Source organism: Nostoc sp. DedQUE08 (assembly GCF_034530895.1).
Lineage (GTDB): Bacteria > Cyanobacteriota > Cyanobacteriia > Cyanobacteriales > Nostocaceae > Nostoc.
The window spans coordinates 76,317-102,434 of the sequence record NZ_JAVRCD010000003.1 but is presented as its reverse complement, the minus strand read 5'-3'; the positions used below and the strand labels follow the sequence as shown (position 1 = coordinate 102,434).

The following is a 26,118-nucleotide window of genomic DNA, read 5'->3' as shown; positions in this document are numbered from 1 at the left end:
TCCCCCCTATATATTGGGGGGATTAAGGGAGGTAAAAATGTGAGAAAAATCATAGCCAAACACTTTTAAAACAACCTCTAAGCTGCAAAGCACAGTAAAAAGGAGAACAATATTCTTGTTCTCCTAAGAATGCTTTATATTCCATGTCATTGAAAGCGGCTATAGGTTTTTAGCGAGCGATCGCAAATCATATCATGTCCGCTTGATTGCTTATTAAACCCGAAGAACCCCACCCCGCCAAAGCTACGCCTTGTCTCCCCTCCCCGCCTGCGGGGAGGGGATTAAGGGGTGGGGTGCAATGACTGTGGAAATCATAACTAATTTATGCGAACATGATATCAGTTTTCGTCTCGCCCGTGAACTTGCGCAGGTGGACTAGTTGCTTCAACAGCAGTAAATGATTCTAAAATTTTATAGGTGTGACTAGCTCCTTTTGCTACTACCCAAGAACTCCCAGGTTCTAGTAAAATCGTTTGCCCTTCAATATGCAATTCTGCACGACCAGTAATTACATAACCAACAGTTTCATATTCTCTTGCTGTTGGCTCTTTAGGTTCGTTCGGTTCCTCATTTTCCCATAGGCGCATGGAAATGGTTTTGCCAGATGCAAGATATTTCTGACCAAGTTGGCCTTTAGGAGAATTGCTAGAGTCTACTTTGATAACGGTTGTATCAGACATATTTTTTGCCTCTTTTACTTTTAAACTTTGATTGTTTTGCCAGTGCGAGCTGCCTGGTAAATTAGTTGCATCAGCCTGACATCTTGCAAGCCTTCTTCTCCAGGAGTTTTGGGCTGTTTATTCGCCATGATGGACTCGGACAAATGATCCATCTCTAGGGCGAATTGGTTCTTTTCCTGAATATTCTGTTCTTCACTGCTGTTTTTGCGTTTGATTGTCAAGCGATGTTGGTAGTAGTCGGTAGCTGGATCTAACTCTAAGACTGCATCTGAACCAAAAACTTGGATACGCTTGGTATCTGCATAGCCGTAGCTTGACGTGCAGTTAGCAAGCACACCACTAGGAAAACGCAAAACGAAGTTGACATTTTCCTCAACTTCCCGAAAGCGGGGGTCGCCAGGGGTGCTGTACATCATGGCGCTAATTTCTTGTGGTTCCTCGCCTGTAATGTATCTAGCAGCATTCAAGCTGTAGATGCCTATGTCATAAAGAGAACCGCCGCCAGCTAGTTTTTTTTGTGCCCGCCAACGATCTGCGGGATCTTTGGGGTCGAGGTTGCGTCCGTGGTCAGAGGTTATGGTTTTTAGTTTACCGAGTTTGCCGCTTTGTGCAAGTTCGATCGCAGCCAGGTTGTAAGGTTCATATTGAGCGCGGTAAGCAATCATCAATTTGCGATCGCCTTTTTTGGCAGCATCAATCATTGCTTGGCATTCCTCGACAGTAATAGCCATTGGCTTTTCGCACATGATATGCTTACCAGCTTGGGCACCACGAATACTGTATTCGGCGTGTAACGCATTAGGTAAAATGATATAAATAACATCAACCTCCGGGTTATTGCGGATGGTGTCGTAGTTCTGGTAATTGTAGATATTTTTCGAGTTAACCCCGTATTGCTGGGCTATGCCTTCAGCTTTGGCGCGATCGCCACTGACTAGTGCTACCAACTTTGAACGCTTACATTCACCAAACGACGGAATAATCTGTTGCGTAGCAAATTTTCCCAAGCCAACAATAGCCCATCCTAACTTTTTTTCAGGAGGCATAGATGGTTCTTTGCCTGGTGCTGGCCCAGCTTGGGCTAAGGTACGATTAGGTTTAAAAATAGTACCTGCTACCCCAAAAGTACTGAGTGTAATTAACCCAAAACCTGCTTTGTGTAATATAGTACGACGCGTAAATTGTGATTTTAGTAAATCAAACATGGAAGGTTAGCTATTGGGGATTGGGCAAGGGGCATTTGTACTGCCCTTCAACTACGCTCAGGAACCGCGACTTGTACTGAGCGTAGTCGAAGTATGGGGCATTGGGCATTGGGCATTGGGATACTCTTGCCCATTCCCTATTCCCTACTCCCCACTCCCTATTAAGGTTTGAGTACAACTTTGATGCAGTTATCTTTCTTGTGTTTAAAAATCTCGTAGCCGTGGGGCGCTTGTTCTAGAGGTAAAGTGTGAGTGATGATAAATGTTGGATCGATATCACCGTTTTGGATGTGTTCTAGCAAAGGTTTTAGATACTTGTGGACATTCGTTTGTCCCATTTTGAAGGTTAATCCTTTGTTCATGGCAGCACCCATTGGGATTTTATCTAAAAAGCCACCGTACACACCCGCAAGTGATACATGACCACCTTTAGCAGCAGATACTATTACTTGCCGTAATGCCGTCGGACGGTCTGTTTCTAAACGTACTGCTTGCTTTACCTGGTCGTACATCGCCATAAAATCTGTGCCGTGTGCCTCCATTCCTACTGCATCAATGCAAGCATCGGGGCCACGACCGCCAGTCATTTCTTTGAGTGCTTCGCCAATATTCACTTCTTCGTAGTTGAGAACTTCTGCTTTGCCGTATTCTTTAGCCATTTGCAGACGTTCGGGAACGCGGTCAAAAGCGATAACACGTTCCGCACCTAGCATATATGCGCTTCTGATGGCGAATTGTCCGACTGGCCCACAACCCCAAACGGCGACAATATCACCGGGTTTGATGTTGCAGTTCTCAGCTGCCATGTAGCCTGTGGGAAAAATATCTGTTAGAAATAGCACTTGCTCATCCGTTAAACCATCGGGAATTTTGAACAAGCCTACATCGGCAAAAGGTACTCTTGCATACTCTGCTTGACCGCCAGCGTAACCGCCGAATAAATGAGAGTAGCCAAATAGACCTGCTGGCGAATGTCCCATTTGCTTTTCGACTAACCAAGCATTGGGGTTAGAGTTATCGCACAGCGACCATAAATCCCGATTGCAGAAAAAGCAGCTACCGCAAGATATAGTGAAGGGAACAACGACGCGATCGCCTACATTCACATTTTTAACTGCACTTCCAAGTTCTACGACTTCCCCCATAAATTCATGACCAAGGATATCGCCCTTTTGCATGGTGGGAATATAGCCGTCGTAAATATGCAAATCTGAACCGCATATTGCTGTGGAAGTAATTTTAACAATAGCATCACGTGGGTTAAGAATTTTAGGGTCGGGAACTGTTTCCACCCGCACGTCGTTTGCTCCATGCCAGCAAACTGCTTTCATAATTATTTAGTCCTTAGTTATAATTCCTGGATCGTTCGTATCAAGATAAATCCTGGATTTGTCTTAATTTTGAGACGCGATAACTATCGCGTCTCAATAACCGCTAAAAAGTTATTCAAGTATTCGACTCAAGATTTACTAACCCTTTAGCTGCTATCTCTGAGTTAGTTACTAGAAGGAGTGCGATAATAACCTTCTCTACTTCCTTCATATGATGAAGTTTTATCTGCACTTCTGTTTATACTAGGATCAAAAAACTCTTTTGTAGCTTCAGGAGGTTTTTCATCCAAGTTTAATTTTTCGCGGATATTATCAACAGCACCTTTGATTGGATTTTGTGATTTTTGGGTATTATTGATTTGGGTATCGTTTCTAATTTCACCTTGCCCATTTGGCGTTCCTTTGTAATAAGTACCCTCTGGACTTGTAACATCAGCTTGTGCTACATCAACGTAGCTAAAAGCCTGACCCAGTAAAAATATAAATCCTGCTAAGAAAACTACAAGGATTTGAGAAATACGAATATTTCGTAACCAAGAACTTAGTCGATTCATAAACAACCTCAATTGCATTATGTAAGGTGGACAAATTCAAAACACTGAATGACTATTTGCCATTTAGGGTTTAAGAACAACTTTGATACAGTTATCTTTTTTTTGTTGAAAGATGTGGTAGGCGTGGGGTGCTTGTTCTAGAGGCAATTGATGGGTGACAACGAAGGATGGATCGAGTTTTCCATCCAAAACCATCTGCAATAACAAATGCATATATTTCTGTCCATGCATTTGTCCCATTCTGAAGGTTAAGCCTTTATTAAAGGCTGCACCCAATGGTATTTTGTCTACAAAACCACCATAAACACCCATAATTGAAAGAGTCCCGCCTTTACGACAGGCGACCATCATTTCCCGCAGAACGTGGGGACGGTCGGTTTCCAATCTGAGCTTTTGTTTTGTCTGGTCGTAGAAGTCTTCTAAACCAACGCCGTGTGCTTCTAAACCAACAGCATCGATGCAAGCATCGGGGCCACGACCACCAGTCATCTCTTTCAACGCTTCGCCAGCATTAACTTCTTCGTAGTTAATCACTTCTGCTTTGGCAAACTTTTTCGCCATTTCCAGGCGTTCGGGAAAGCGATCTATTGCGATCACTTTTTCGGCTCCCATCATGTAGGCGCTAATCATGGCAAACTGTCCAACAGCACCGCAACCCCAAACGGCTACAGTATCACCCGGTTGGATATCGCATAATTCTGCACCCATATAACCTGTGGGAATAGCGTCGGAGATGAATAACAACATCTCATCCGGCAAATCTGGCGGAACTTTGACGACACCCACATCAGCAAAGGGTACACGGATATATTCGGCTTGTGCGCCTGCATAACCACCCAACATATGGGAGTAGCCATAAATAGCTGAGGTGATATTGCCAAACAATTTTTCTTGAATCCAACCTTTCGGATTGGAGTTATCGCACAATGACCACATATCACGTTGGCAATAATTGCAATTACCACAGCCAATTGTGGAAGGAACAACAACGCGATCGCCTATTTTTAAATTGTTGACTCCTCTGCCAACTTCCACGACTTCCCCCATGAATTCGTGACCAATAATGTCACCCTGTTGCACTGTGGGAATATAGCCGCCATAAATATGTAGATCGGAGCCACAAATCGCCGTGGAAGTAATTTTAATAATTGCATCACGCGGGTTAAGAATTGTCGGATCTGGTACTGTCTCTACCCGCACATCATTAGCACCGTTCCAGCAGACTGCTTTCATAATTATTAATCATTGGGCATTGGGCATTGGGCAAAGGACAAAGAACAAATAACTACTTACGTCCAGAAGGTTGACCTTCAGTTGTGGCGATTTCGCCTGCTTCCATTAGCATTTTGAAGCGGCGCAATTCATCACCAATTTGTTGTTCTGGTTCTTCACCAAAAAGTTTAGCTACGGTAGCTGCCAATGCTCCGCCTGGTGGGTTATACTCCAAAACAACCTTGACTTCCGTGCCGCGATCGCCTGGTGCTTTTTTGAAACGGACAAAACCAGAATTATCAATGTCTGCACCTTCTACTGAAGCCCAAGAAATAAATTCATTTTCCCGGTCTTCGAGAATATCTGCATCCCATTCTACGGTATTATCCAAAGGTGCATTGGCAATCCAATGAGAACGTTTTTCGTTGTACACCTTGACAGATTTGAGATGCTTCATAAAGGTGGGCAAATTCTCAAAGTCGTGCCAAAAGCGATACAATTCTTCTGCCGATTTATTGATAGTTACCGTCTTTTCAACTTTGATCGGCTGGTTTAGACCTATTGCTTCCTGTGCTTTCTGGATTGTGCTTTGCTTGGTTGCACCTTGATAAACCAAACCACCACCAGCTAAAGCCGTCAGCGCTCCTCGCAATGAACCTTGTCTTAAACCCATCAGCACCATCGCACCGCCACCGATAAGGGAAGCCCAACGCTCTACTTCACTAGCCTCTGGCTGGTTTGTACTTGATTTATCCCCTGATGTTGAAGTCACTTTTTATATCTCCATTACTGTAAATTCACCATAGAGGCGCAAATACCCTCTTCTTTCTTATGTGTTATTTGCGCCTTTTCGGTAGCCATCTACGTTCAAAAAACCTTACATTGACACAGCAGCCCCTGTTGTCGGCTTAGGAGGCTGAATCTGAGCGCCTATCCGCGCTCGATATAGTTCTACCAATCGTTGCTCATATTTCGATGAATCTTGGTAAATTTGTTTGAAAATAGCTGTTGCTACTGGGTCAGTGTACATTGCACACAAATTGCCAATATCGCCGATACCGGTTTGCACATCACCTAGAGCAGAACGTAACTGATATATATCATCACTTCCTGTCATGGCAGTTTTCACTTTGGCATACTGATTGGCAATATTTGCCCCTAAAGAGGGTTTTTCACCCAATCGGTCAAGATAAGTTTCTAGTTTTTCAATGTGGCGCTGTTTATGAGCAATTATTTCTTGGAAAACTGATTTTACTTCGTTATCTGATTCCTTTTCAAAGTAGTTCTCAAATGCTTCTAAAGAATAACGTTCACCAGCAAGAGCAGTATTTAAACCTTTGGCAATATCACCTTTAGTTGAGCCACCCCAAGCATCAGCCAACTTCCACCATTCAGCACTTGTGTCTTTTTCATTTGGCAATGCAGCATCTTTGCCACCATAACCCAAACGGCTTAAAATAGCTGTAGTGAAAATTGGCAAGTCTCCGGGTTCACGAGATGTAATCAAATTTCCGTCAACTACCACTGGCTCATCTAGATAATTTGCGCCAGCGTTAATCATGTCTTTGGCAATAGCGCTAAAACTAGTGGCTTGCTTACCTTTGAGCAAGTCACCTTCAATCAAAACTTGTGGGCCGTGACAAACAGCAGCGACTAATTTTCCTTGTTGTATAGCTTCTTGGACAAAGCGGACTGTGTTGATGTTTCGCCGCATTTGATCGGGAGCCATCCCACCGGGAATCACCACTGCATCGAATTGGGCTGCGATCGCTTCCGTTGTGGTACCATCGGCTTGTATGCTAAGTTTGCCGCGTTTCCCCTTATATTTTTCATTCATTCGGGAACCAAGGACTACTACCTCTATTCCTGCTTGTTTCAATCCATTATATGGAACTGTAAATTCTGCATCCTCTACTGCTTGTTCAATGAGGATAGCAACTTTTTTCTTACCGGAGTTATTGTTATGTTCAGTCATAAAATGGTATTACGTTTGTATTCTCTAGTCTTTAACTAACTACAACAAAAGTTAAATAAACAGATTATTTTTTGAATAAATAATCTTGAATTACTTATCATATTATCTGCCTTCACTACTCAAATAAGTTTGAGTATTCAATTGGTTATTTAGCATTCAGATATTTAAAAAGTATGAAAACGAGTTAAAATGCTAAACTTATCATCAAAATTTTATTTTGGTTGCCTATTTTTGCCAAACAAGAAATAGTTATGAGTGAAAAGTTCGCCAATGAATAATTTTGGTTTGATAACTTATAACTCATAACTTCAACTACAAGTTCCTTGACCATGAATTCATAGCTACAATCTTATGGCGCGATCGCTAGTTTAGCTTCGTACCCAGGGGATAGATTATTTTCTTAGCTATACACCTCTAGTTAGACAAATTGCTGACAAGAAAACGTTATTGTGAGAATGCAGAAAAGAGCTAGGATCATGGCAGAAAAAAATCATAATGACAAAATTAAAAGTAATGATTTGCCACAAGAGATTACCGAATCCTACGGTACTGGTGTAAAAGACTTGCCGGGATACAACATTGGCGGACGCTCAATAAAAGCAGAAAGAGACGAGTACACAGAAACTAGTCCTGAACTGACTGGTGGGGATGTTGATGCTTATTGGCAAGATGCAGATGCAGTTGGAGATGAAGCTGTTGGTGGTAGTACTTCCACTCCCGATCAAAATGTCACAGAGGACTTAGAAGCAGCAGTGGGGCTAGAAATGGCTGATTCTGAATTTCTGCATACCAACGATATTTTAGAGGATCGTGATGGCGATCGCTGGGAGTTAGATCCAAAATCTTCTGAAGATTATCAAGACCGAAGAGAATAACTACCAATTACAAGAAGCAACCAAATTAGCCACTATCTCAACTAGTTCTTCTGGAGCGATCGGTTTAGATATATGAGTGTCAAAGCCAGCTTCCAAAGCACGGATACGAGCCTCACTATCAGCAAAGGCTGTTAAAGCAATAGCCGGGACTCGTCCACAATTATTTGCTTTGAGCGCACGGAATTTGGAAATGAAAGTGTAGCCATCCTCCCCAGGCAACCCGATATCACTAATTAAAACATCGGGTTGCAATTCAGACAATACATTGCGTGCATCTGCTGCTGATATCACTGCTATAACTGTTGCTCCATCCATTTCCAAGACAGTAGTGATAAAAAAGCGAGTATCATCATCATCCTCAACTACCAAGATATCTAAACCAGTAAGAGTTCCAGAAGTTTGCATAATAAATGACATTTTATTTATCCTTACTTGCTATATTCGTAATTCGTAATTAAGAGAGTACAGAGCAAGCAGTGATTACAACTACGAATTACGTTAGCGAGTCCGCAAGCGTCATTATCAATTACGAATTATTATGACTTTTATACCCATTAGAGCTTCTTTTAGAGCAGATTTTAGATTTACAAAAGTAGATTGATGTGTTCAGAATATTGATGAGATACCGAAGCAGGCTCTTTTAACAAAAAATGATTTAATACCATAATTTCAAACATATAGCTTGATGGTTACTACTCCTTTATCTATTTTCCTACTGGAAGACCACTTCGCACAAATGAAATTCAAGTGTCGTTAGAAAAGTCCTCACTTATCTTGATTTTCAGCATAATTCAAAATTCAAGAGTCAGGAGCGATGCCCTGAGTCTGCTGTTCGCGGAGCGTCTGAACAAGAGGGTTTAAAACCCTTATTAAATCAAACGCGAACAGCGTCTCTAAAAGAGAAGATTTAGTCGTTTTCAATCAACGGCGGGTTTGTAGCGAGATCCCGCAGGGTATGCCCCACTCGTAGCGCGCCCATAGTCAAAGGCGGGCAAGATGCCCACTCTACAAGATTGGATAATTTATTTCTTGGAAGTCCCTTAAAAGATATATTTATGTTTATGTAGGTTGGGTAGAGTGAAACGCAACCCAACATTACCACCTTATTTATATGTTGGGTTACGCTATCGCTGCATCCAACCTACAAAACTACGGTTCTCAAGGTAGACAAGGTTTAGGAATTAGTGAGTTGAAGTAAAGCTATCCGTTTCAATCGAGGATAAAAATGATAAGGGCTGACTCATATTAGCAGCAAAGCCTAAAATTCCTGGATCTCGATGTTCGTAAAGTAACTGGCCTTTGGTATCAAACAGAAAAGTTCCACCACGCTGAGTTAAGTAGGCAGAATTAGGTACATAAGTATGCCAATTGCTGAGAACTTCAACCATATTCCGTAGCCGTAGAGTAGCCAATTCAAAGGGACGTTGAAACCCACTTCCGCCAGCTAATTGGAAAAACGAGCCTTTAAAAGCAGGTAAAGGAGTACCTTGAATAACTTCATCATCTTCAATAAGTTGAGGGGCTTGACGATCTCCCCTGTATCCCCGAAAAACTTCTTTTAGCGTTCCAGGACTTCCAAAGCCTGCACACATTAACACTAGATTTAGCCAAGCTTTGTGAGCAGGGGAAAGTCCAGGGAGAGGAAAATTGAGACCTGAATAAAGTTTGAGTTGGTGATGTAGTTCTCCATTAGGTTCAACAAATAAATTTTCCGGTGGAAATCCTGTATATTCACAAAATCTTATTCCAGAGGCGCGATTACCAATTCCCACTGCACGAATAGCGAGTTTTTCATCTGACAATTTTTTAGCTTCGCGCTGTAACCACCACGCATATTCAAGACTATCAAAATCCCCAAGTTGGGGCCAGACTAAAACCAGGGTATATGAGGCAGGCTCGCAATTTTCTAGTAGGGGGCGGATCATGCCATCACTAACACGCTGAAGTCCTGTCCGATGGAGGATAGTGTAAGGATTCATGACAAATGATTACTCGGATATCTGGGGTATCAGTGACACAGGATGTACTAAAGCATTAATATGCCATCATCTCAGGTTTGTGAATATTTTGTTATACTAGTTAACGGAAGTTCATATTTAGTTTGATACCGCTAAGTAAGGCAATACTTAGTAGGTCGCTTGATGAGTATATTACTACTAACAGCAGCTAAATATGAAAGCTTCTTCTAAAGATTGTCAACATTGACCGATAAGTAATCCCATCTACTACACCATAAGCATTTACTGACACCCCAGCCATTCTCTGTCTTGCCTAAATTCCCGGTATATTGGCGAGTCACGTAATCTGTTGATTTTCCCTTTTTCTTGTCTCCTGTTTTGTCAATACATAAAATTATTTCTCTTTCTCCAATCAACATTTTTGTTAACCACAGCCTCATTTCTTTTAATTTTTTGATATTCCACAGTGCATCTCTGGTAAAAATGATGACGGGAATTGACCATCTTTTAATCCTGCTGTTTTCGCTATCTCTGGTAGCGATTTGGCTCGGATTTCTGATAACATTCTCAAGTGTAAATACTTGAATGCCTCAAAATGTCTCACATCCTCAAATATTGAATAATAGTGTTGACAATAGTTATCTATGAAGCCGACTGTATTTACTGCTTCCCTGCGCTACGTAACCATCAGAGTTACTTACTGTTTCGGTTTTTCTTCCTGATTATACTCTCCCCGTAGTAACAAAAGAGGGATTAGTAATAATAGAATTTTTAACAGAGTCTATCAAAAATTAAAGAGGTTGATAGTCAAAGTAGGTATTTTTTGAGCGCTATTGATTGCCATGTTTATCTTCAATAAAAAATATTTTTACCTGACACTTTTACTATTTTTAATAGAGGTATGTATTGCAGTTTTTATAAATGATAGTTTTATTCGTCCTTTTATCGGTGATGTTTTAGTAGTTATATTAATTTATTGCTTTGTCAAAGCTTTTTGGAATATACACTCATCGATAGTCGCTTTATCAGTTTTTGCCTTTTCTTGTGCAATTGAGATTCTGCAATATTTTAATTTTGTAAATAATTTAGGATTACAAAAATACAAGATTCTGGCTGTTGCTTTGGGAAGTGTATTTGATTGGAAAGATATTATTGCTTATGCAATAGGTATCATAATAGTTCTATGGTTGGAAAATAGGACATGATTACTCGATCGAGTATTTCGCGGCGTTCAATAGGGAGAGTAAATTCACGAATAATATTCTAAATTCCATCATGTCCATCTCCAATACAGGTCAGTATAGGAGCTATGATTTGGCTGTTAACCAAATTAGACTACAAGATTATTTTCTTGGAATGAGGCTGCGTAGGCGCAGCCCGCCGTAGGCATCGCAACCAAGTTAGAAGACGTACAGCTTTATAATCTTTATAATCTTTCTAGTCACAGGGTTGTCCGATTACTCCCTTACCTCATATTTTTGTAACAATCTTTTGGTCTTACTTATTTATTATTTTTGGAAGAATAAAAATTGGGATGCGTTGATTTTCTTCGTTTTATTTGGAGATTATAAGGCATTTCAAAAACTAATTTATTACCCATCACATAGTATTGAAATCGACGTTTAATAATATTGTTACATCTAGAAATAAAATCATAAAAAACGCTCGGTTTTTTTGTGAGTTCTTTCAATGCTAATAACCAATTTCCTTGCTTGAGAGGCAATAAAACTTGATAGTAAGCTAAAGTTCTGTTGTAAACTGCAAGATTATAAGACAGAGCACGCATTAAAGCTGGATTTTTTTCCACAACTTTTTGCTGCATGAAAGAATCAGTAGATATGCAAGATTGATTTAGACGTTTTAATCGGCTTTCACGTACAAGAGAAGAAGAGCGTGAACGGTAGAAATAATAGGCTTCTGGCACTAGAAAAAAGCGAGCGCCATTAATTAAACATTTCATATCAAGCCAAAAGTCCTCAGCTATGCTTAGGCTTTCATCGTACTCAATGCTGTGTTTAACCAAAAATTCTCGTTTGAACAGGGGCTTGCTTAAACCAAGATGTAGTCCTGCTTTTCCATAAACATCAGTTTTTACAAAATAAACGATATCAATTTGGAGAATTTTATCTATATGTTCTCCACTTTCTTGAATCAATGTACTCCAAGGAGATGTTGCACCATCTTTGATAAAATAAACATCATCTGCAATCATATCTGCATTTGCTTGTTCTGCCAGCAACACAAGCTTTTCTAATCTTTCATGAGCATACCAGTCATCTGAATCAAGAACAGCAATCCATTCTCCTTGGGCTGCTTTGATAGCAAGATTACGCGCAGCAGAAACCCCAAGGTTTTGTGGATTAACTATCACTTTGAGACGTTCATCGGTAAAACTCTTTGCAACTTCTACAGTTTTATCAGTTGACCCATCATCGACAACGATAACTTCAAGCTCAGTGAGTGTTTGATTTAAGACTGACTCTATTGCCTTCTTAATATAAACTTCAGTATTGTAGGCAGGGATAATTACAGAGACTTTAGGATTCATCAAACTAAACTCCTGACTAATCGCTATATGCTTAGATTACAATGTTAAAATTCCAATGAAAATTTGTTGAAGTCAAAATTCAGAAGTCAAAATCAAAACACTTAAGGATTCCTTGGCGTTGCCTTAGTGTCTCTGAAAGAGAAGCCTTTCGTAGAGAAAGAGCTTCGTTATCAATCGGGGATTTAGACCCATTAATGAATTCTTGCATCACCAAATTTTCTTGTTTTGTGAGATTCTGAACCCGATGATTCCTCCGCTATTTGTACAGAATTCAGAATAAATTCTGACTTTTGACAAATGTATTCTGTTTAATAATTTATTTTTTCATAGCGTAATCATCAATGGTTTTTACTCATTTATATTGCAGATAGGTGAGACTTATTGGGATTTTCGTTTGAATGAACTACATACACGAGTTGTATAGTAGCACAACTATGACTGCTGTTGTGGAAATTAAAAATTTTGATGATGTACCAGTTGCTGTTGCACGCTTTCGGGAACTTTTATGCATGTTTTTCAGATTTTTATGTGTGTTAATAGCCTGATAATTGATGAATTGAACAAAAAGTAATGTTGGGCACATTTTCCACAGCTGCTTGTGTTTCGTTCCCTTGATGTACATACCATTCAAGAATTTTAACTCGCTTGATTTGTCCTATTTCTAAAGCATAAAGAGTAGCGTAGACGCTTTGCGGCTTGTCGCTAGACATCGCGGCATTACAGAAAATGCAAAATCCCATCCCTTTATCTTTGAGTGCCTTTAAAAAAGTGTTTATTTTGCCTTTTTTGCTCTCTTCGGTGACAGCGCCAATCGTGCCTAATATTCGGTATAGCGACGCGGCGTATAAACCCAGATATTACCATCGCGGCGCTTGATAGTTCGGGTTTTTGTGGAACCAACGAGAATAATTGTCCGCATATCAGCGCTTGCTGGTGTTAACTGCTCAAGTGCGATCGCTTTTACCGTTTGTCCTGGGCGGCCGAGATTCCGGGCCAATACTACTGGTGTATCTGGTGTTCGATGTTGCAGCAAAATATTTCTCGCTTCTGCCAGTTGCCAAGTACGCTCTTTAGAAACAGGATTGTAGAAAGCAATGACAAAATCAGCCTCAGCAGCAGCCGCAATTCGTTGGGCGATCGCAGACCAAGGTTTCAAGATATCGGAGAGGGAAATAGCACAGAAATCATGCCCAAGGGGCGCACCAATGGCTGCTGCTGCTGCCTGCATTGCAGAGATGCCTGGGGCTACATGAATGTCGATACTGTCCCATTCTGGTTTAGCATAGCGATCGCATACCTCAAAAACTGCTGTTGCCATTGCATAGATACCGGGGTCGCCAGATGAAACTACAGCTACATATCGTCCAGATGCAGCCAAATCAAGGGCCATCTTTGCCCGTGCTTCTTCTTCGCGGTTATCAGACTCATGCCGTTGCTTGCCATCAGCCAGAGAACCAACTAAATCTAAATACGTTTTATAACCCACTAAGTCAGTTGCCGACTTGAGTATCTCCTTGACTTCGGGAGACATCCATTGCGAACCACCTGGGCCCGTGCCAATAATCGCTAATTTTCCGCGTGGTTGACCGATGGTGTTGGGGTCGATTGCTTGAGGGGCAATAGCGATCGCAATATCGGGAGATGGAGATAGGGGGGATGTCCCAGTGGCGGCGATCGCTGCGGCTTGGACGGGGCTATAACCTTGTGAAAGTAGACTTTCTAACTGATTTGGGGTAAAAAAGCGAGTGGGCACTTTTAAGGCGCTAGCTACCGCGTGGATTGCGGGATCGGCGGCGGCGGCGATGGGTGCAAATATCCCGGCGACTGATGCTTTTTCTAGTTTGGCATCAGCTAGTAGCTGGTGTACTAAAGCTACTGCATCATCAATCATGCCACTCATTGCGATCGCGATCGTTGCTGGGTGGTAGACAAGACAGTTAGCTTTAGGAATCACCAAACGTTCTGTAACTTGGATGGTCAAATCTCCCTTTGGGTCTATAGGCAGTTTACTATTGCTCAACCAAGGCGCTATTCCTTCTAGCTTGACTTGCGCCCCAGCTAGCAAATCTGAGATAAATTTCTTCGCATCGTCTGGGTTTGCTAAATGGTATCCAGGGGGAGGAGATAACAGCGTTGTGCCCAAACGTAAATCGCCTGTGGTCGTAATTGCAGGTTTGACATCCAGCGCTTCAGCAATGCGGCGTGCCAAATCGTTCACTCCACCAAGTCCGCCCAACAGGGGAACAACAGCACTACCATCTTCAGCCACAGCTAGCACTGGTGGTTCCTGTCGTTTATCCGAGATTACCGGAGCTAGAGTCCTAATTAAAATACCGGCGGCACAAATGCCAATTAGCGGTGTTCCTTGGGTAAATAACTCGCGCAGCGTCTCACCAAAGTTCGTGAAGCTGACATCAACTCCAGATGTGCGACCCTCTAGACCGTATAGCCTCGCCCCTGGTAAGACGCTGATTATCTTGCGTGCTACTGTCACGCTATTTTGACCTAGTACTACAATGGCAGGTGCAACATTCATGATCGTAAGTAGATATCTTGCAAAATTTGATATCCTTCAAATGAAACCATAGATTTAGACATACAGCGACTTTATGCGAGATGCGATCCCAAAAAAAACAATAAGCCCTGACATAATAGCTTCTATTTTTCGTCGATATAAAATCAATAGTAAAGTTATTATGTCTTTTAACAGCTTTTCTGAGGAAACGAAAGCTTATGTATTAGAAGGAGTAGCTTTAGCATCAGATGAAAAACCATGTATTTTGAGCTTTGTAAATTTGAACCATTGGTGCTTAATTACTAATGAAAGATTAATTTGGACAAATTATCAGGAATTTAATATTCTGCATTATGAGACTATTGAAACTGTAGATATAAATAAAGAAAATTTATTACGTTTAGGAGCATCCTTTAAAAGGCAGAATCAAGAAATAAATATAAAAACAGAATCAGGAAAAAACTTTATTGTTAATATAGGCGAAGCAGGTGGAAGTGTCTTTGCTTTATTAAGTGTTCTAGGCTGGGCTGTTGCTAAGAAAAAACACTGGCTTTAGCTGGCATTTGCAATTACCAATTCAACGTCTTCGGGTAGAGAACGTCCTTGTTCTTTGTATTCTTCCTGAATCATTTCAAAAACATAGACAAGTTCAGCACGAGCTTCATCTGGTGTTTGTCCCCAAGCATGACAACCGGAAATCGCTGGTATATATGCGACAAATGTACCATTGTTATCAGGACGGATAACAGTGGTGTAGTCTTGTAAAGAATTCATGGGTATAGCCGCAAGTTTGACTTATACCTTCAGTTTACAGCGATATATTAACCCAAGTTGCTGTGCGTCTACGCATTTGGGTAATTAGGGGTGCGATGTCTAGACGATCAGTTAACAGCAAGGCAATGTAGAGGCGATCGCATTCTCTCAAAAAAGTGCGATCGCTTATTAAATTGGACACTAGGGAGCAGGGCGAAAGGGGGAGAATAAAAAATTACCTCTTTCCCCTCTGCCTCTTGTGCCCAATCTCCAGTCTCAACTCAATTAGCTTTACGCTCTTTCAGCACTTGATCTAGCAAGTCTCTAGCAGGTTGTGCTTTAGCCAACGCTACTTGATGGTCATTATAAGCACGAACAAGCCGAGAAAGACTGCTCACACCTGTCTTGAGTTGCTCCAATTCTTCACCAGCAACTAGTTCGCCATCAAGCATCCGCCCAATTAACGGTTTAATATCGCCTACTTCCTGCCGGACTTTTTGGAGCTTTTCTAGAGAACTCAGTAAGGTTTTTAGTGAGTTCAATATGTCGTCAATATCTTGGGCATCCTCCACTGGCTCAGGTGGATTTTCAATTGCGATCGCATTTTTATCTGAAACTGTAGGCAATTCCTCTACAGACGTTTCACTTGTAACCCCATTTGACCGTGCCATCAACGCTTCCTCAAGGAATTTTCCTCAGTGTATCGCTGATTTCAAGTTGCCAAAGATAGTATTGTTATAATTCGTTAAATAAATACTTGTATAAATTCAAGTCTACGTTGCGATCGCGAAAGCAAAGAATTCTTTTAGCTACAGCCAACATATAAACACAGCAATAATGATTGATTTTGAACCTTGGGACAAGTTGTTGCGTCAATATGTCGATCGAGAGGGTCGTGTAAACTATATTGCTTGGAAAACTGAGCAACCTCAAGCGCTAGCTGATTGGTTGTCGAGTCAAAAAAATCTGGCTTTTACATCTAATAGCAACACTTCTGAGCAATTGGCATTGTGGATCAACCTTTACAATGCGTTCACCATTTCGGCAATTTTAGAAAGATACCCACTTGAGTCAATTCGTCCGCGAATCTTAGGCATTCCCAACTGGCTGGCTTTTTTGTGGTTCTTCCAACGTCGTGCTTATTATATATTTGACGAACATTACAGTTTAGCCCAAATAGAGAACCAAATTCTACGGAATCAATTACAGGAGCCACGAATTCATTTTGCAATTGTCTGCGCTTCAGTTGGTTGCCCGTTACTGCGGGCTGGAGCTTATTTTCCTCAACAAGTTACTCAGCAGTTAGATGAAGATACCCGTCGCTTCATTAACAATCCTGAAAAAGTCCGTTATGACTCAAATAGTAAAACGCTCTACTGTAGCAAAATCTTTAAATGGTATCGTCAAGATTTTCTTAAGGTCAAATCCTCTATTCCAGAATATATCCGCTCCTACCTAGAAACAGACCTGCCAATCAATGCCTCAACGCCGATTTCCTATCTCTACTATGATTGGAGCCTGAATCAGCGAATATCTTGATAAAATTGTTTGAGATAATTTGCATCAACGCCAATTCCCCACAAAAAACCGATATAAAGGTAGATTGCGTTTGCTTTCCAGCTACCCCATTTTGCGACGCGACGATCTGAAGAGTGAACAATGCGGTTCACCAGATAAATACGTCCTTTTTTAATCAATCTCAGGCATAAATCTCCATCTTCCATAATCGGTAATGCCTCATCAAATCCGTCGCAATCCCAAAAGTCAGTGCGACGACAAAACATTACCTGATCTCCGAACAACAGGCGCAATCCTCGAAAAAACAGGTGAGGTTTAAATAGCAGTGGTGCATAGTAGGTTTTTAAATAATTATGTAGAGAGATGCCCCAGCGAGTCGTTTGAGATCCACTCATCAGAGAAATGAACCCCCCACAGGCAATGGTTGGTTCGGCTAGAGTTTGCTCTATTACGGTGATTAAGTCATCCGGCACCCAAGTATCTGCATGAAGAAAGCAAAGAATATCTCCAGTTGCAACCGATGCTCCGTAATTCATCTGAATAGAACGCCCACGCTGTTCAGATGAGAGAACTTGTACGCATAGCGACTGATTGAATGACCCAAAGCATTGCTTTGCAACTGCCACTGTCTCATCTTCGCTGCCACCATCTACTACTATCACTTCAAAAGCAGGCGGATTAAGTAAAGTTAATTGGGCTAATGTACGCCCTAAGCTAACTGCTTCGTTTAAAGTAGGAATGACAATCGAAACTTGAGACATGCAGTATAAGTAGTTTTATCGTTGCTTTTATTCTACTTACTTAATGTTGACAAGCTCTTATATCATGTTCGCATAATTAGTTATGATTTCCACAGTCATTGCACCCCACACGCCAGATGCTCCACTTGGGGAGACCCCAAGACCGCACTGGCTCCCCTTAATCCCCTCCCCGCTCTTCGGGAGGGGAGACGAAGTGTAGCTTTGGCGGGGTAGGGTTCTTTGGGTTTAATAAGTAATGAAGCGAACATGATATTAGTCCAAAGGTCAATACTCCTGAGCATGGTAAATAGTTTTTAGCAGTTTTCCCCAGATTGCATTGTAAGGATGTACAACCTTTGTCGGATGCCTATTTTGAAAGATAGGCCTGTCTTCGTTTGCCCACTGAAAAATCCCACCACTCAAGTTATAAATGCACTTCATCCCGGCTTCATCAAGTTTTTGGGCTAATTTTGCACTCCGATAGCCAACAGCACAGTACACAACAATTGGTCTATCTTGGAAAATTGCAACTGCTGCTAAGTCCTCTGTGAGAGGATCTATGCGTACTGCTGTTTCGATATGACTAACTGCATACTCAGCTTGACTTCGTGCATCTAGCACTAATGGACGAGGCTTTGCAGAATCTGATAGTAATTGAGCTAATTGGTTGCAATCAATTTCCTCAACAGTAGGAAACTGAAATCTAATCAGAAGTTTAAGAAAGTTAAACGTGAGCGATCGCACTTGTGAAAAGACTCTTTGGTTGAGAAACAATACTTCTAATAGGAAAAAACTAGCAAAAAACAGGCGATCGCATTGGCATCAACTCTCCAAAACAAACAGATAACTCATCAAGATTAGCTTATTTGCAAGTAAATATACTTATAATAATTACAGCATTTACTAATCACATGCGATTATTTATGGCAATTCTTCAACTGATTGAACCCGAAGTTAAAAATCTGGGTGGTTTTTCTGCCCGCCGCAGTTTGCCATATCCTAATCGCCAAACGGTTGGGCCGTTTATCTTTTTCGATCATCTTGGGCCGTCCGTTATGCCCCCCAATCAAGGCATCGATGTCCGACCACATCCTCATATTAATCTGGCAACAGTAACTTATTTATTTGATGGTGCTTTGATGCATCGCGATAGTTTGGGTACTGTGCAGGAAATCCAACCAGGTGCAGTTAACTGGATGACAGCAGGAAAGGGGATTGTCCATTCAGAACGCTCACCTGATTTTGACCGTCAGCAAGAAACTACTATTCATGGCATTCAAACCTGGGTTGCCTTACCTGTTGAACACGAAGAAACCGAACCAACATTCATTCACTATCCTGCTGAAATCCTTCCCTCCTGGGAAGAGAATGGCGTTACGATCAAACTTATTGCTGGGCAAGCATTTGGCTATACCTCACCTGTAAAAATTCTCTCACCTATCCTCTATTTAGATGCAGTGTTGTCTGCTAACACCCACTTCACTATCCCTACAGATTATTCACAAAGGGCAGTATACAGTGTCACAGAGGGATTGAGGATTAATGGTGAACCGATGGAGCAATATCGTCTCGCTATTCTAGAGTCAGGCGATCGGGTTGAGGTTTCTGCTACAGCTGCTGCTCGATGTATTATTATTGGCGGTGAGCCGTTAGGTACACGCTACAAATGGTGGAATTTTGTCTCTAGCCGACCAGAGCGAATAGAGCAAGCGAAAGCTGATTGGCGCGACTATCGCTTTGCTAGGGTGCCAGATGAAACGGAGTTTATTCCACTGCCAGAAGTGGTAACAGAAGCTAATCCTTTTTCATAAGTGTGTCACACTTGGACACTCACTACCTTGCTTCAGGATGCCCAAGTTTAAGAGGTATTTGAATATAAAGTGAGTCTTTGGCGTAAACTGACCCAGTGGCTACCATGTTCTAACCAATAGAGTCAGAAAAAAATCACTATTAACCCAAGTTGCTAGTTACTCTTATGGGCGATCGCTTTGGGACAATTCCCCTCTGCCCCTCTGCTCCTCTGCCCCTAGAGCGGTCTTAATGATAAGTCTTTAACCAAACACGATCTCACTGGACAAGAGGGAGCAAATTGTTGAAACTCAGCGTCAGGAGTAGATAATTCAACTAAAGTTTTAGGTGTAAATAGATGCACAATGGTTTTAGGAGTAAACTGCCACTACTGCTGACATTCTGCTTATTTACTAGCTTTTTGCCTGCCTCTGGTTCAGTTTTATGTCCAGCCGTTGCCTCTGATGAATACTATAAAATAGCTAGAAATTATGGCAGAGATGGACGCGCCGGAACCGATGGGCGATCGGGTAGAGATGGTAGCAGCGGTGAAAACCAAAATATTTTTGTCAATGGTTCACCTGTAAATCTTGACTTGTCGGGTAAAGATGGTGAAGACGGGGAAGACGGTGAAGATGGTTATCAACCTGACTGTGGTTCCCAACGCGGCGATCGCGTCAGCCATGATATAAACGCACCAGATGGTGGTAGTGGCGGTAATGGTGGCAAAGGAGGAGATGGGGGAAATGGTGGTTCTTTGACAGTGTATTACAGCAATTTAGCAGACTTACGGAATATTTCTGTTCGGGCAACTAGTGGCGAAGGTGGGCGCGGCGGTAGAGGCGGTGACGGTACGGAAGGTTGTAACTGTCACAGACGAAGATGGGAAGTAAAAACCTGCGAGGGAACTCCTGGTAGCCCTGATTACAAGTGTACTGAAAAGGTTTATCGATGTAGCGATGGTAGCGATGGGCGAGATGGCAGCGATGGTAGCGATGGTAGCCAAGGGCGCTTAGGAACTTTGAGTATTGTCAATAGCAAGGAACCTTTGGCAGCTGATACTCCAACTGTGCAGCTAGCAATGTCAGAACTGATAAACAAACAGTTTCAACTCTCGAAGAATAAGTGGAATCAACGCATAGGGGCAGCTTCTCTACTTGCGCCTGGTTCTGCGATCGCCGATGATTATCGAGAGTTTGAACAGCGTCTAGAAGAGGCTTTTCAAATAGATTGGCAAGAAAGACAACCTATTACCAGCTTTGGCAATCAAACCGTAACACTAAATTTAACTGATAACAAACAAGTAGAAATTAATTTTTCTGAGGAATTATGGGTTGAAGGTAACAGCAAAAGTGAGGCTAACTTGACAACATTTACCGTTAACCATGCCATTCCCAAAAAAGATGTCACCCGGTTAGCTGTAGCAGAGTTTGCCGATGCCGGACAAAATCTCAACTTAAAAATAGTTGATTTGGCAGCCAAGTCTGATGCTATTAATACTCAATTTCGCGTGAAATTCCGCGCCCAAGATAGCTCGCACGGTTTTTCTGGCTACAAAACTGAATTTGAAGGGGATATTCCCACCGAACTTGTGACTCGTGACTACAACCGTTTTATTCTAGCTTTGGGCAAGCTCAAAATTCCTGACGAAGCTTTACGCCCTGGTGTCAACGTTGATATTGAAGTCGTAGCAACTCGTTCTTTAGGAATACGTTCTGCCAAGCAAACTATTAGCTGGCAGGGTGCAATCCGCAAGCCTAGATAAAGAAGAATTCAGAATTCAGAATTCTGAATCAAAACGCTCTCTACAAAAAGCTGCGCGTAGCGTCTACCTTTGGGAGAAGAGAAGGCTAGGCTTTATACCAATTCGCAATTCGCAATGACGCTCGTTCCTCGCTAACGCAATTCGCAATTGAGAAATTTAGATGCAGCAAAGCTTTCAGAGGTTACATCTGTATCAGATTTTTCGTGAAATGGTATTACGCTGCGCTACCTGCCACTCGTACACAATTCATTCTGACTCCTGACACCATTTTGAAAAATGATTGCGACAGATGGATTCACACCAAGCCAGACGCACAAGGCAATTTCCAATCCAAAATCTAAAATCCAAAATCTAAAATGGTATGACTCCTGAATTCTGCTCGATAAAGTTTAAGAAGATTTTTTTCCATCTGAAACCATTTGCGAGAGAATATAGGCTGCGAAATCTAGTAACTGATCCAGCAAAAAGCCAATAATACCGATGTATAATATTTCCTGGATTATATAATCAGTATTGCCAGCTTTATAAGCATCCCAGAGGGTAAAGCCAAGTCCTCTTGGCCCTGTTAACATTTCTGTGGCAATAACGATAAACCAGGCTACCCAAATGCTAACTTTCAAGGCATGAAATATGTGAAAAATAGCTACTCGAAAGTTATTATTCTGTCTCTTGAAATGCCGCATCCCTATTGCTGTATTAATAATCATCGTCCAAAGAGTTCCCACAAAAACTACTACAATAGCAGCCGAGTCGCTCTCTTGAAACGCAATTAGAGCAATAGGTAGCAAAGCGATAGGGGGGATACTATGAGGTATCTGAAATATCAGCCGAAATAGCTGATAAACCATGCTATTTATGCTGATGAAATATCCGATAAAACTACCCAAGACAGCGGCTGGAATATAACCGACAAATAACCGTTGTAGGCTAGCTAAAATGTCTAAAAACATATTATTTTCTCTGCCTCAGTTCTCATGGAAAACATTCGGTATATACTGCGGCAACAACACAAAACAGGGCTGAGAAAAATGTATTTGATTACACATTCTATTTTGTTGCTAAAAGATTTTTTATATCTTCTCCTGTTAATTATTAATTAAAAAACTTAGGTATTATTACGATGCGATCGGAGTAGTACAAAGAAGAGGTAAAGCTTGACTTGACTAAACTTTATCAGAAAAGCAAATTTTAATTAGTAAATTAAATACAATTTCGATAATTTATCAAAGAAGGCAGTTATTGTTATATCTGACGTGCGTAGTTTACCGCACTTCGGCAAGGCTCAGTGACCACCGTAGGCATCGCTCCTTGACTATCTAAGCTGATGCAACGAGCCAAAAAAGTCTTGAACGGTATGTAAAAATCAATTGGATGGGTATTCAAACCCCAACCAATTGTAGACAATTGTAAATAATGACACAGATGGCTAGTTATCTTTAATAAAAGACGCGATCGCCTTTTTTATTGGAGAACCGGAATCGTCTCTGGTATAGTACGTAAGACCTTCCTCAATGAATGCAGAAGTAGTATCTATTAACTGCTGAAGAATCACGGAATTAGTATTATCTATTTCTTCAGTGACTTTTTCCCCTGTAAATTTATTTTTCCGCTCTTCTGGAGGTAAGACAATGCGAGGATCTTTATAAGTCTCTTTTGGTTTGGGTTTAAATGTTTCATTTAAGTCAAACTGAAGACGTAAGTAACGTTTAGACTCATATCCACCCATAATTTGTCGGCAAATCGTACTATCAATCTCAGATGTAGGTTCCATGAAGATGTTAGTAAGATTTTTGATCCAGTCTAAACCTCTCCATTTGCTGATTTGCTTATATTGATATGGTTGACCAGTTTGACCTGTGCCAATAGAAAGGATAGAAATATCTTCTAATCGCAGATTATGTAGTTTATATTGGTGCTTGATTTCTGGAGATACTGAAGACTGGCTAATCCTCATCGCTAAACTCAAAGCTGCCAGAGCAGGGTTATTAGCAGAAACTCCTCCATCAATGTGGGGGAATTCCCAGTCACCAAATTTTTGTTTATCTACAGGTTCTAATTTATATGGTGGAAAAAAAGTAGGTGCTGAGGCAGAAGCGGTACATATTTCCCATAAATAACAGTCATCGTACCATCTGTCTCCTAAATCTGGATGACAATTTGTAAAAAAGGTAGTGTTGCGATATAGCGTATCGTAAGCAAGAATCAAAAGAATGGGTTTTTCGATATCCTTGATTCTTGTGGATTTATAAGCATCTTTGAGTACGCTAGTAATTCCATCATGAGAATATTTAGATGGGGAAAATACATCAATAATTGATTTGATGATGGACGGAAAGTTTTTGTAGCGCTCTTTTATTTCCAGAGGGAATATATCTTTACCTCTATTTTTATACATTTTAATAAGTTCATCACTTTCCTTTCCGGTAGCAATCCCTCCTGCTAATATCGAACCAGTAGACGTACCAGCAACCATGTCAAAATATTCGTGTAAAAACTCTCCTTTTCCCTGATTTCTAATTTCTTGTTCTACTTGTTGAAGTATTCGTGCTGCAACAATTCCACGAATACCGCCACCGTCTAAAGCCAAAATTTTGAAGGACATAGCAATTCTTTTTGATTATTTTTTTGTGGACAAGGATCGTGAGATGAACCACAATACAATTCCATTAGCTTGTTTACTCTTATCCGACTTATCCGATTTATCCGACTGGAAGAATACCTAAGTTTTTTTTTAACGAATTCCCTTCTCTACGAGACACTACCTATAGCTCAATACAGTTCAGTTAACGCCAAAAACCTTAAGTTGTGTAAGTTGGGCTGAGGAACGAAACCCAACACTTTCATAGCTTTGTTGGGTGAAGCAAAGCGCAACCCAACAAAGCAGTTTTCTTAACTGAACTGTATTGACCTATAGCTTGCTTATCTGTAGAGGGCGGTATGCGTAGTATTGGTGTCAACTTAACGTGAAAGCCAGCCTCAAAACCAGCTTTTAAATATTATCTCGTTCCCAGTCTTCGACTGGGAATGCCGTCCTAGAGGCTCCGCCTTGCGCAATACTGTTCGGTTAAGGCAAGAGACGCGATGAATCGCCGTCTCTACAATAGTCAATCTTTCGTCTTGACGGCAATTTATCGCGTCTTTGTGATGATTTATCACATCTTTTGCGATCTAAATAGGTAATCCGATCGCAAAAATGGAGTAGTTATTGAAGATTCAACTTGAAACACTTAGAAATACAGCAAATTTCTACGTTGTGAGGAATATACCTCATGTAGTTGCTGTAAAGTTAAATAAATATTTGCTACAAGAAAGTTAAAGGTTGACCCCGCACTTGCGTATTTACCTGGCCTTTGTCATAAACTATTTCACCGCCGACAATAGTGGTTTTAGCCCAGCCAGTCAGGTTCCAGCCTTCAAAAGGACTCCAATGGCATTTGGTTAAAAGTTCTTCGCGCTGGACTGGGCGGTATGTGTTTAAATCTACAAGCACCAAATCGGCATCGTAACCAGGGGCGATCGCTCCCTTATTCGGAATACCATAAGCCACAGCTACAGCTTTAGACATCCAGTTTACAACTTGAGCCACAGTACACTTGCCCTCCATTGCCGCAGTTAACATCAAAGCGAGGGAAGTTTCCACCCCAGGCATTCCCGAAGGGCTATTGGGATATTCTTGAGCTTTTTCTTCTAAGGTATGTGGCGCGTGATCTGTGGCAATGAAATCAATCACGCCATCGCGCAAAGCTTGCCAGAGAACTTCGTTATCGTGGGGCGATCGCAAAGGTGGATTCATCTGTGCTAATGTGCCAATTGTTTTATATGCACTAGTATTTAATAACAAATGCTGTGGTGTCACCTCTGCTGTCACCCAACTCGGTTTCTCCTGACGCAGCAAATCTGCTTCTTCGGCTGTTGACATATGGAGAATATGCAACCGACGTTGATATTTTTGAGAAAGTTTTAATGCTAGTTGGGTTGCCAGCAACGCCGCTTGATTATCTTGAATTTGCGAGTGAACGGCTGGGTCGTGAATGTTGGCAAATTCTTGGCGGCGTTGGTTGATTCTAGCTTGGTCTTCGGCATGAACGGCAATTAAGCGATCGCCTTTGGCAAATATCGCCTCCAATGCTGTTTCGCCATCAACTAGCAACTGACCATGCATCGACCCCATGAAAATCTTAATTCCCGGTGTTGGCTTTGCTAAGAGCAAATCTGGTAAACTCTCTGCTGTTGCCCCAATAAAAAAGCCATAATTAACTAAGGATTTGTGTGAGGCCCGTTCTAGCTTGTCGTCTAAAGCCTGTTGTGTCGTAGTTAGGGGGCGCGTATTGGGCATTTCTAAAAAAGAAGTGACTCCCCCTTTAGCACAGGCACAACTAGCGGTGAATAAATCTTCCTTGTGTTCTAGTCCAGGTTCCCGGAAATGCACCTGCGGATCGATAACTCCTGGCAACAAAGTTAAGCCTTCTGCGTCAATTTCAGTGGCTAGTGCTGTTTGGGAGATTTCTGGCGCAACTTCGACTATTTGGCGATCGCGCGTCAACACATCCCCAACCATCAGTTCACCATCGGGTAAGATTATGCGAGCTTGGCGAATCAGTAACATTTTTGGCGATGACATAGGGATAACCAAGTTTAAACAGCGAGCTATGTATTACAGAGAACCATGCTTTTAGGTTAAACTTATTCGCGATCGGAGTA

The 26,118-nt window shown here is 41.5% G+C and carries 27 protein-coding genes and 1 pseudogene; 6 read left to right on the top strand and 22 right to left on the bottom strand.

Annotation, left to right across the window (positions count from 1 at the left end):
- Positions 1-338: 338 nt before the first annotated feature.
- From RMY64_RS02985 to RMY64_RS02955, 7 genes are all read right to left on the bottom strand, one after another.
- The gene (locus tag RMY64_RS02985; RefSeq protein WP_322699264.1) at positions 339-680 is read right to left on the bottom strand and encodes a cupin domain-containing protein; all 342 of its coding nucleotides are present in this window, start codon (positions 678-680) and stop codon (positions 339-341) included.
- A 20-nt stretch (positions 681-700) separates the two neighbouring features.
- Positions 701-1,885, bottom strand: coding sequence for a Gfo/Idh/MocA family oxidoreductase (locus RMY64_RS02980; RefSeq protein WP_322699263.1), 1,185 nt, complete (start codon positions 1,883-1,885; stop codon positions 701-703).
- 161 nt (positions 1,886-2,046) lie between these two features.
- Entirely contained in the window at positions 2,047-3,216 is a 1,170-nt protein-coding gene (locus RMY64_RS02975; protein ID WP_322671620.1) for a zinc-dependent alcohol dehydrogenase, read from the bottom strand.
- Positions 3,217-3,380: 164 nt separating this feature from the next.
- Positions 3,381-3,770 carry a hypothetical protein gene (locus RMY64_RS02970; RefSeq protein WP_322699262.1) on the bottom strand — a complete coding sequence of 130 codons (390 nt, stop codon included), beginning with the start codon at positions 3,768-3,770 and terminating at the stop codon, positions 3,381-3,383.
- Positions 3,771-3,833: 63 nt separating this feature from the next.
- A complete protein-coding gene (locus RMY64_RS02965; RefSeq protein ID WP_322671622.1) occupies positions 3,834-5,003 on the bottom strand; it encodes a zinc-dependent alcohol dehydrogenase in 1,170 nt (389 codons plus the stop codon).
- Positions 5,004-5,055: 52 nt separating this feature from the next.
- Positions 5,056-5,754 carry an SRPBCC family protein gene (locus RMY64_RS02960; protein ID WP_322688690.1) on the bottom strand — a complete coding sequence of 233 codons (699 nt, stop codon included), beginning with the start codon at positions 5,752-5,754 and terminating at the stop codon, positions 5,056-5,058.
- A gap of 105 nt (positions 5,755-5,859) precedes the next feature.
- The gene (locus RMY64_RS02955) at positions 5,860-6,957 is read right to left on the bottom strand and encodes a DJ-1/PfpI/YhbO family deglycase/protease (protein ID WP_322699261.1); all 1,098 of its coding nucleotides are present in this window, start codon (positions 6,955-6,957) and stop codon (positions 5,860-5,862) included.
- Positions 6,958-7,433: 476 nt separating this feature from the next.
- Between RMY64_RS02955 and RMY64_RS02950 the strand changes: the two genes are divergently transcribed.
- A complete protein-coding gene (locus RMY64_RS02950) occupies positions 7,434-7,832 on the top strand; it encodes a DUF6335 family protein (protein WP_322671625.1) in 399 nt (132 codons plus the stop codon).
- On the opposite strand, the gene RMY64_RS02945 is transcribed toward RMY64_RS02950, so the two are convergent.
- From RMY64_RS02945 to RMY64_RS36740, 3 genes are all read right to left on the bottom strand, one after another.
- Positions 7,833-8,249, bottom strand: coding sequence for a response regulator (locus tag RMY64_RS02945; protein ID WP_322671626.1), 417 nt, complete (start codon positions 8,247-8,249; stop codon positions 7,833-7,835).
- A gap of 764 nt (positions 8,250-9,013) precedes the next feature.
- The gene (locus RMY64_RS02940; RefSeq protein ID WP_322699260.1) at positions 9,014-9,811 is read right to left on the bottom strand and encodes a peroxiredoxin-like family protein; all 798 of its coding nucleotides are present in this window, start codon (positions 9,809-9,811) and stop codon (positions 9,014-9,016) included.
- Between the two features lie 206 nt (positions 9,812-10,017).
- Entirely contained in the window at positions 10,018-10,209 is a 192-nt protein-coding gene (locus tag RMY64_RS36740; protein ID WP_416212131.1) for a transposase, read from the bottom strand.
- A gap of 423 nt (positions 10,210-10,632) precedes the next feature.
- Here RMY64_RS36740 and RMY64_RS02935 point away from each other — a divergent pair, with 423 nt between their 5' ends.
- Entirely contained in the window at positions 10,633-10,995 is a 363-nt protein-coding gene (locus tag RMY64_RS02935; RefSeq protein WP_322671628.1) for a DUF2809 domain-containing protein, read from the top strand.
- A gap of 61 nt (positions 10,996-11,056) precedes the next feature.
- Here the strand turns inward: RMY64_RS02935 and RMY64_RS02930 are convergent.
- The 4 genes and pseudogenes from RMY64_RS02930 to cobJ all read right to left on the bottom strand — a co-directional run.
- Positions 11,057-11,162, bottom strand: a pseudogene (locus RMY64_RS02930) (ISKra4 family transposase); the annotation flags it as partial.
- A gap of 129 nt (positions 11,163-11,291) precedes the next feature.
- The gene (locus RMY64_RS02925; protein ID WP_322671629.1) at positions 11,292-12,338 is read right to left on the bottom strand and encodes a glycosyltransferase family 2 protein; all 1,047 of its coding nucleotides are present in this window, start codon (positions 12,336-12,338) and stop codon (positions 11,292-11,294) included.
- 533 nt (positions 12,339-12,871) lie between these two features.
- Positions 12,872-13,114, bottom strand: coding sequence for a hypothetical protein (locus RMY64_RS02920; RefSeq protein WP_322686229.1), 243 nt, complete (start codon positions 13,112-13,114; stop codon positions 12,872-12,874).
- A gap of 41 nt (positions 13,115-13,155) precedes the next feature.
- A complete protein-coding gene (gene cobJ / locus RMY64_RS02915) occupies positions 13,156-14,874 on the bottom strand; it encodes a precorrin-3B C(17)-methyltransferase (protein ID WP_322699259.1) in 1,719 nt (572 codons plus the stop codon).
- A 73-nt stretch (positions 14,875-14,947) separates the two neighbouring features.
- Between cobJ and RMY64_RS02910 the strand changes: the two genes are divergently transcribed.
- A complete protein-coding gene (locus tag RMY64_RS02910) occupies positions 14,948-15,409 on the top strand; it encodes a PH domain-containing protein (RefSeq protein ID WP_322671631.1) in 462 nt (153 codons plus the stop codon).
- On the opposite strand, the gene RMY64_RS02905 is transcribed toward RMY64_RS02910, so the two are convergent.
- From RMY64_RS02905 to RMY64_RS02895, 3 genes are all read right to left on the bottom strand, one after another.
- Entirely contained in the window at positions 15,406-15,627 is a 222-nt protein-coding gene (locus RMY64_RS02905) for a type II toxin-antitoxin system HicB family antitoxin (RefSeq protein ID WP_094351377.1), read from the bottom strand. The two genes, RMY64_RS02910 and RMY64_RS02905, sit on opposite strands and share 4 nt — an antisense overlap.
- 34 nt (positions 15,628-15,661) lie before the next feature.
- The gene (locus tag RMY64_RS02900) at positions 15,662-15,808 is read right to left on the bottom strand and encodes a hypothetical protein (protein WP_322671632.1); all 147 of its coding nucleotides are present in this window, start codon (positions 15,806-15,808) and stop codon (positions 15,662-15,664) included.
- Positions 15,809-15,887: 79 nt separating this feature from the next.
- Complete coding sequence (locus tag RMY64_RS02895; protein WP_322671633.1) at positions 15,888-16,277, bottom strand: hypothetical protein; 390 nt, start codon at positions 16,275-16,277, stop codon at positions 15,888-15,890.
- Positions 16,278-16,443: 166 nt separating this feature from the next.
- Between RMY64_RS02895 and RMY64_RS02890 the strand changes: the two genes are divergently transcribed.
- Positions 16,444-17,145 carry a DUF547 domain-containing protein gene (locus tag RMY64_RS02890; protein ID WP_322671634.1) on the top strand — a complete coding sequence of 234 codons (702 nt, stop codon included), beginning with the start codon at positions 16,444-16,446 and terminating at the stop codon, positions 17,143-17,145.
- Here RMY64_RS02890 and RMY64_RS02885 read toward each other — a convergent pair.
- Positions 17,130-17,885, bottom strand: a complete 756-nt coding sequence (locus RMY64_RS02885; RefSeq protein WP_322671635.1) for a TIGR04283 family arsenosugar biosynthesis glycosyltransferase — start codon at positions 17,883-17,885, stop codon at positions 17,130-17,132. The genes RMY64_RS02890 and RMY64_RS02885 overlap by 16 nt on opposite strands.
- 264 nt (positions 17,886-18,149) lie before the next feature.
- The gene (locus tag RMY64_RS02880; RefSeq protein WP_322671636.1) at positions 18,150-18,638 is read right to left on the bottom strand and encodes a rhodanese-like domain-containing protein; all 489 of its coding nucleotides are present in this window, start codon (positions 18,636-18,638) and stop codon (positions 18,150-18,152) included.
- Positions 18,639-18,787: 149 nt separating this feature from the next.
- On the opposite strand from RMY64_RS02880, the gene RMY64_RS02875 reads away from it, so the two are divergent.
- Positions 18,788-19,675 carry a pirin family protein gene (locus tag RMY64_RS02875; protein WP_322699258.1) on the top strand — a complete coding sequence of 296 codons (888 nt, stop codon included), beginning with the start codon at positions 18,788-18,790 and terminating at the stop codon, positions 19,673-19,675.
- 335 nt (positions 19,676-20,010) lie between these two features.
- Positions 20,011-21,417 (top strand): collagen-like protein, encoded by a 1,407-nt coding sequence (locus tag RMY64_RS02870; RefSeq protein WP_322699257.1) that lies wholly within the window; start codon positions 20,011-20,013, stop codon positions 21,415-21,417.
- A gap of 389 nt (positions 21,418-21,806) precedes the next feature.
- Here the strand turns inward: RMY64_RS02870 and RMY64_RS02865 are convergent, their stop codons facing one another.
- From RMY64_RS02865 to RMY64_RS02855, 3 genes are all read right to left on the bottom strand, one after another.
- Positions 21,807-22,367, bottom strand: coding sequence for a nitrate transporter (locus tag RMY64_RS02865; protein WP_322699256.1), 561 nt, complete (start codon positions 22,365-22,367; stop codon positions 21,807-21,809).
- Positions 22,368-22,843: 476 nt separating this feature from the next.
- Positions 22,844-24,019: a patatin-like phospholipase family protein gene (locus RMY64_RS02860; RefSeq protein ID WP_322699255.1), complete on the bottom strand. Its 1,176-nt coding sequence runs from the start codon at positions 24,017-24,019 to the stop codon at positions 22,844-22,846.
- Between the two features lie 699 nt (positions 24,020-24,718).
- Positions 24,719-26,038 (bottom strand): dihydroorotase, encoded by a 1,320-nt coding sequence (locus tag RMY64_RS02855; RefSeq protein ID WP_322699254.1) that lies wholly within the window; start codon positions 26,036-26,038, stop codon positions 24,719-24,721.
- Between the last annotated feature and the right edge of the window lie 80 nt (positions 26,039-26,118).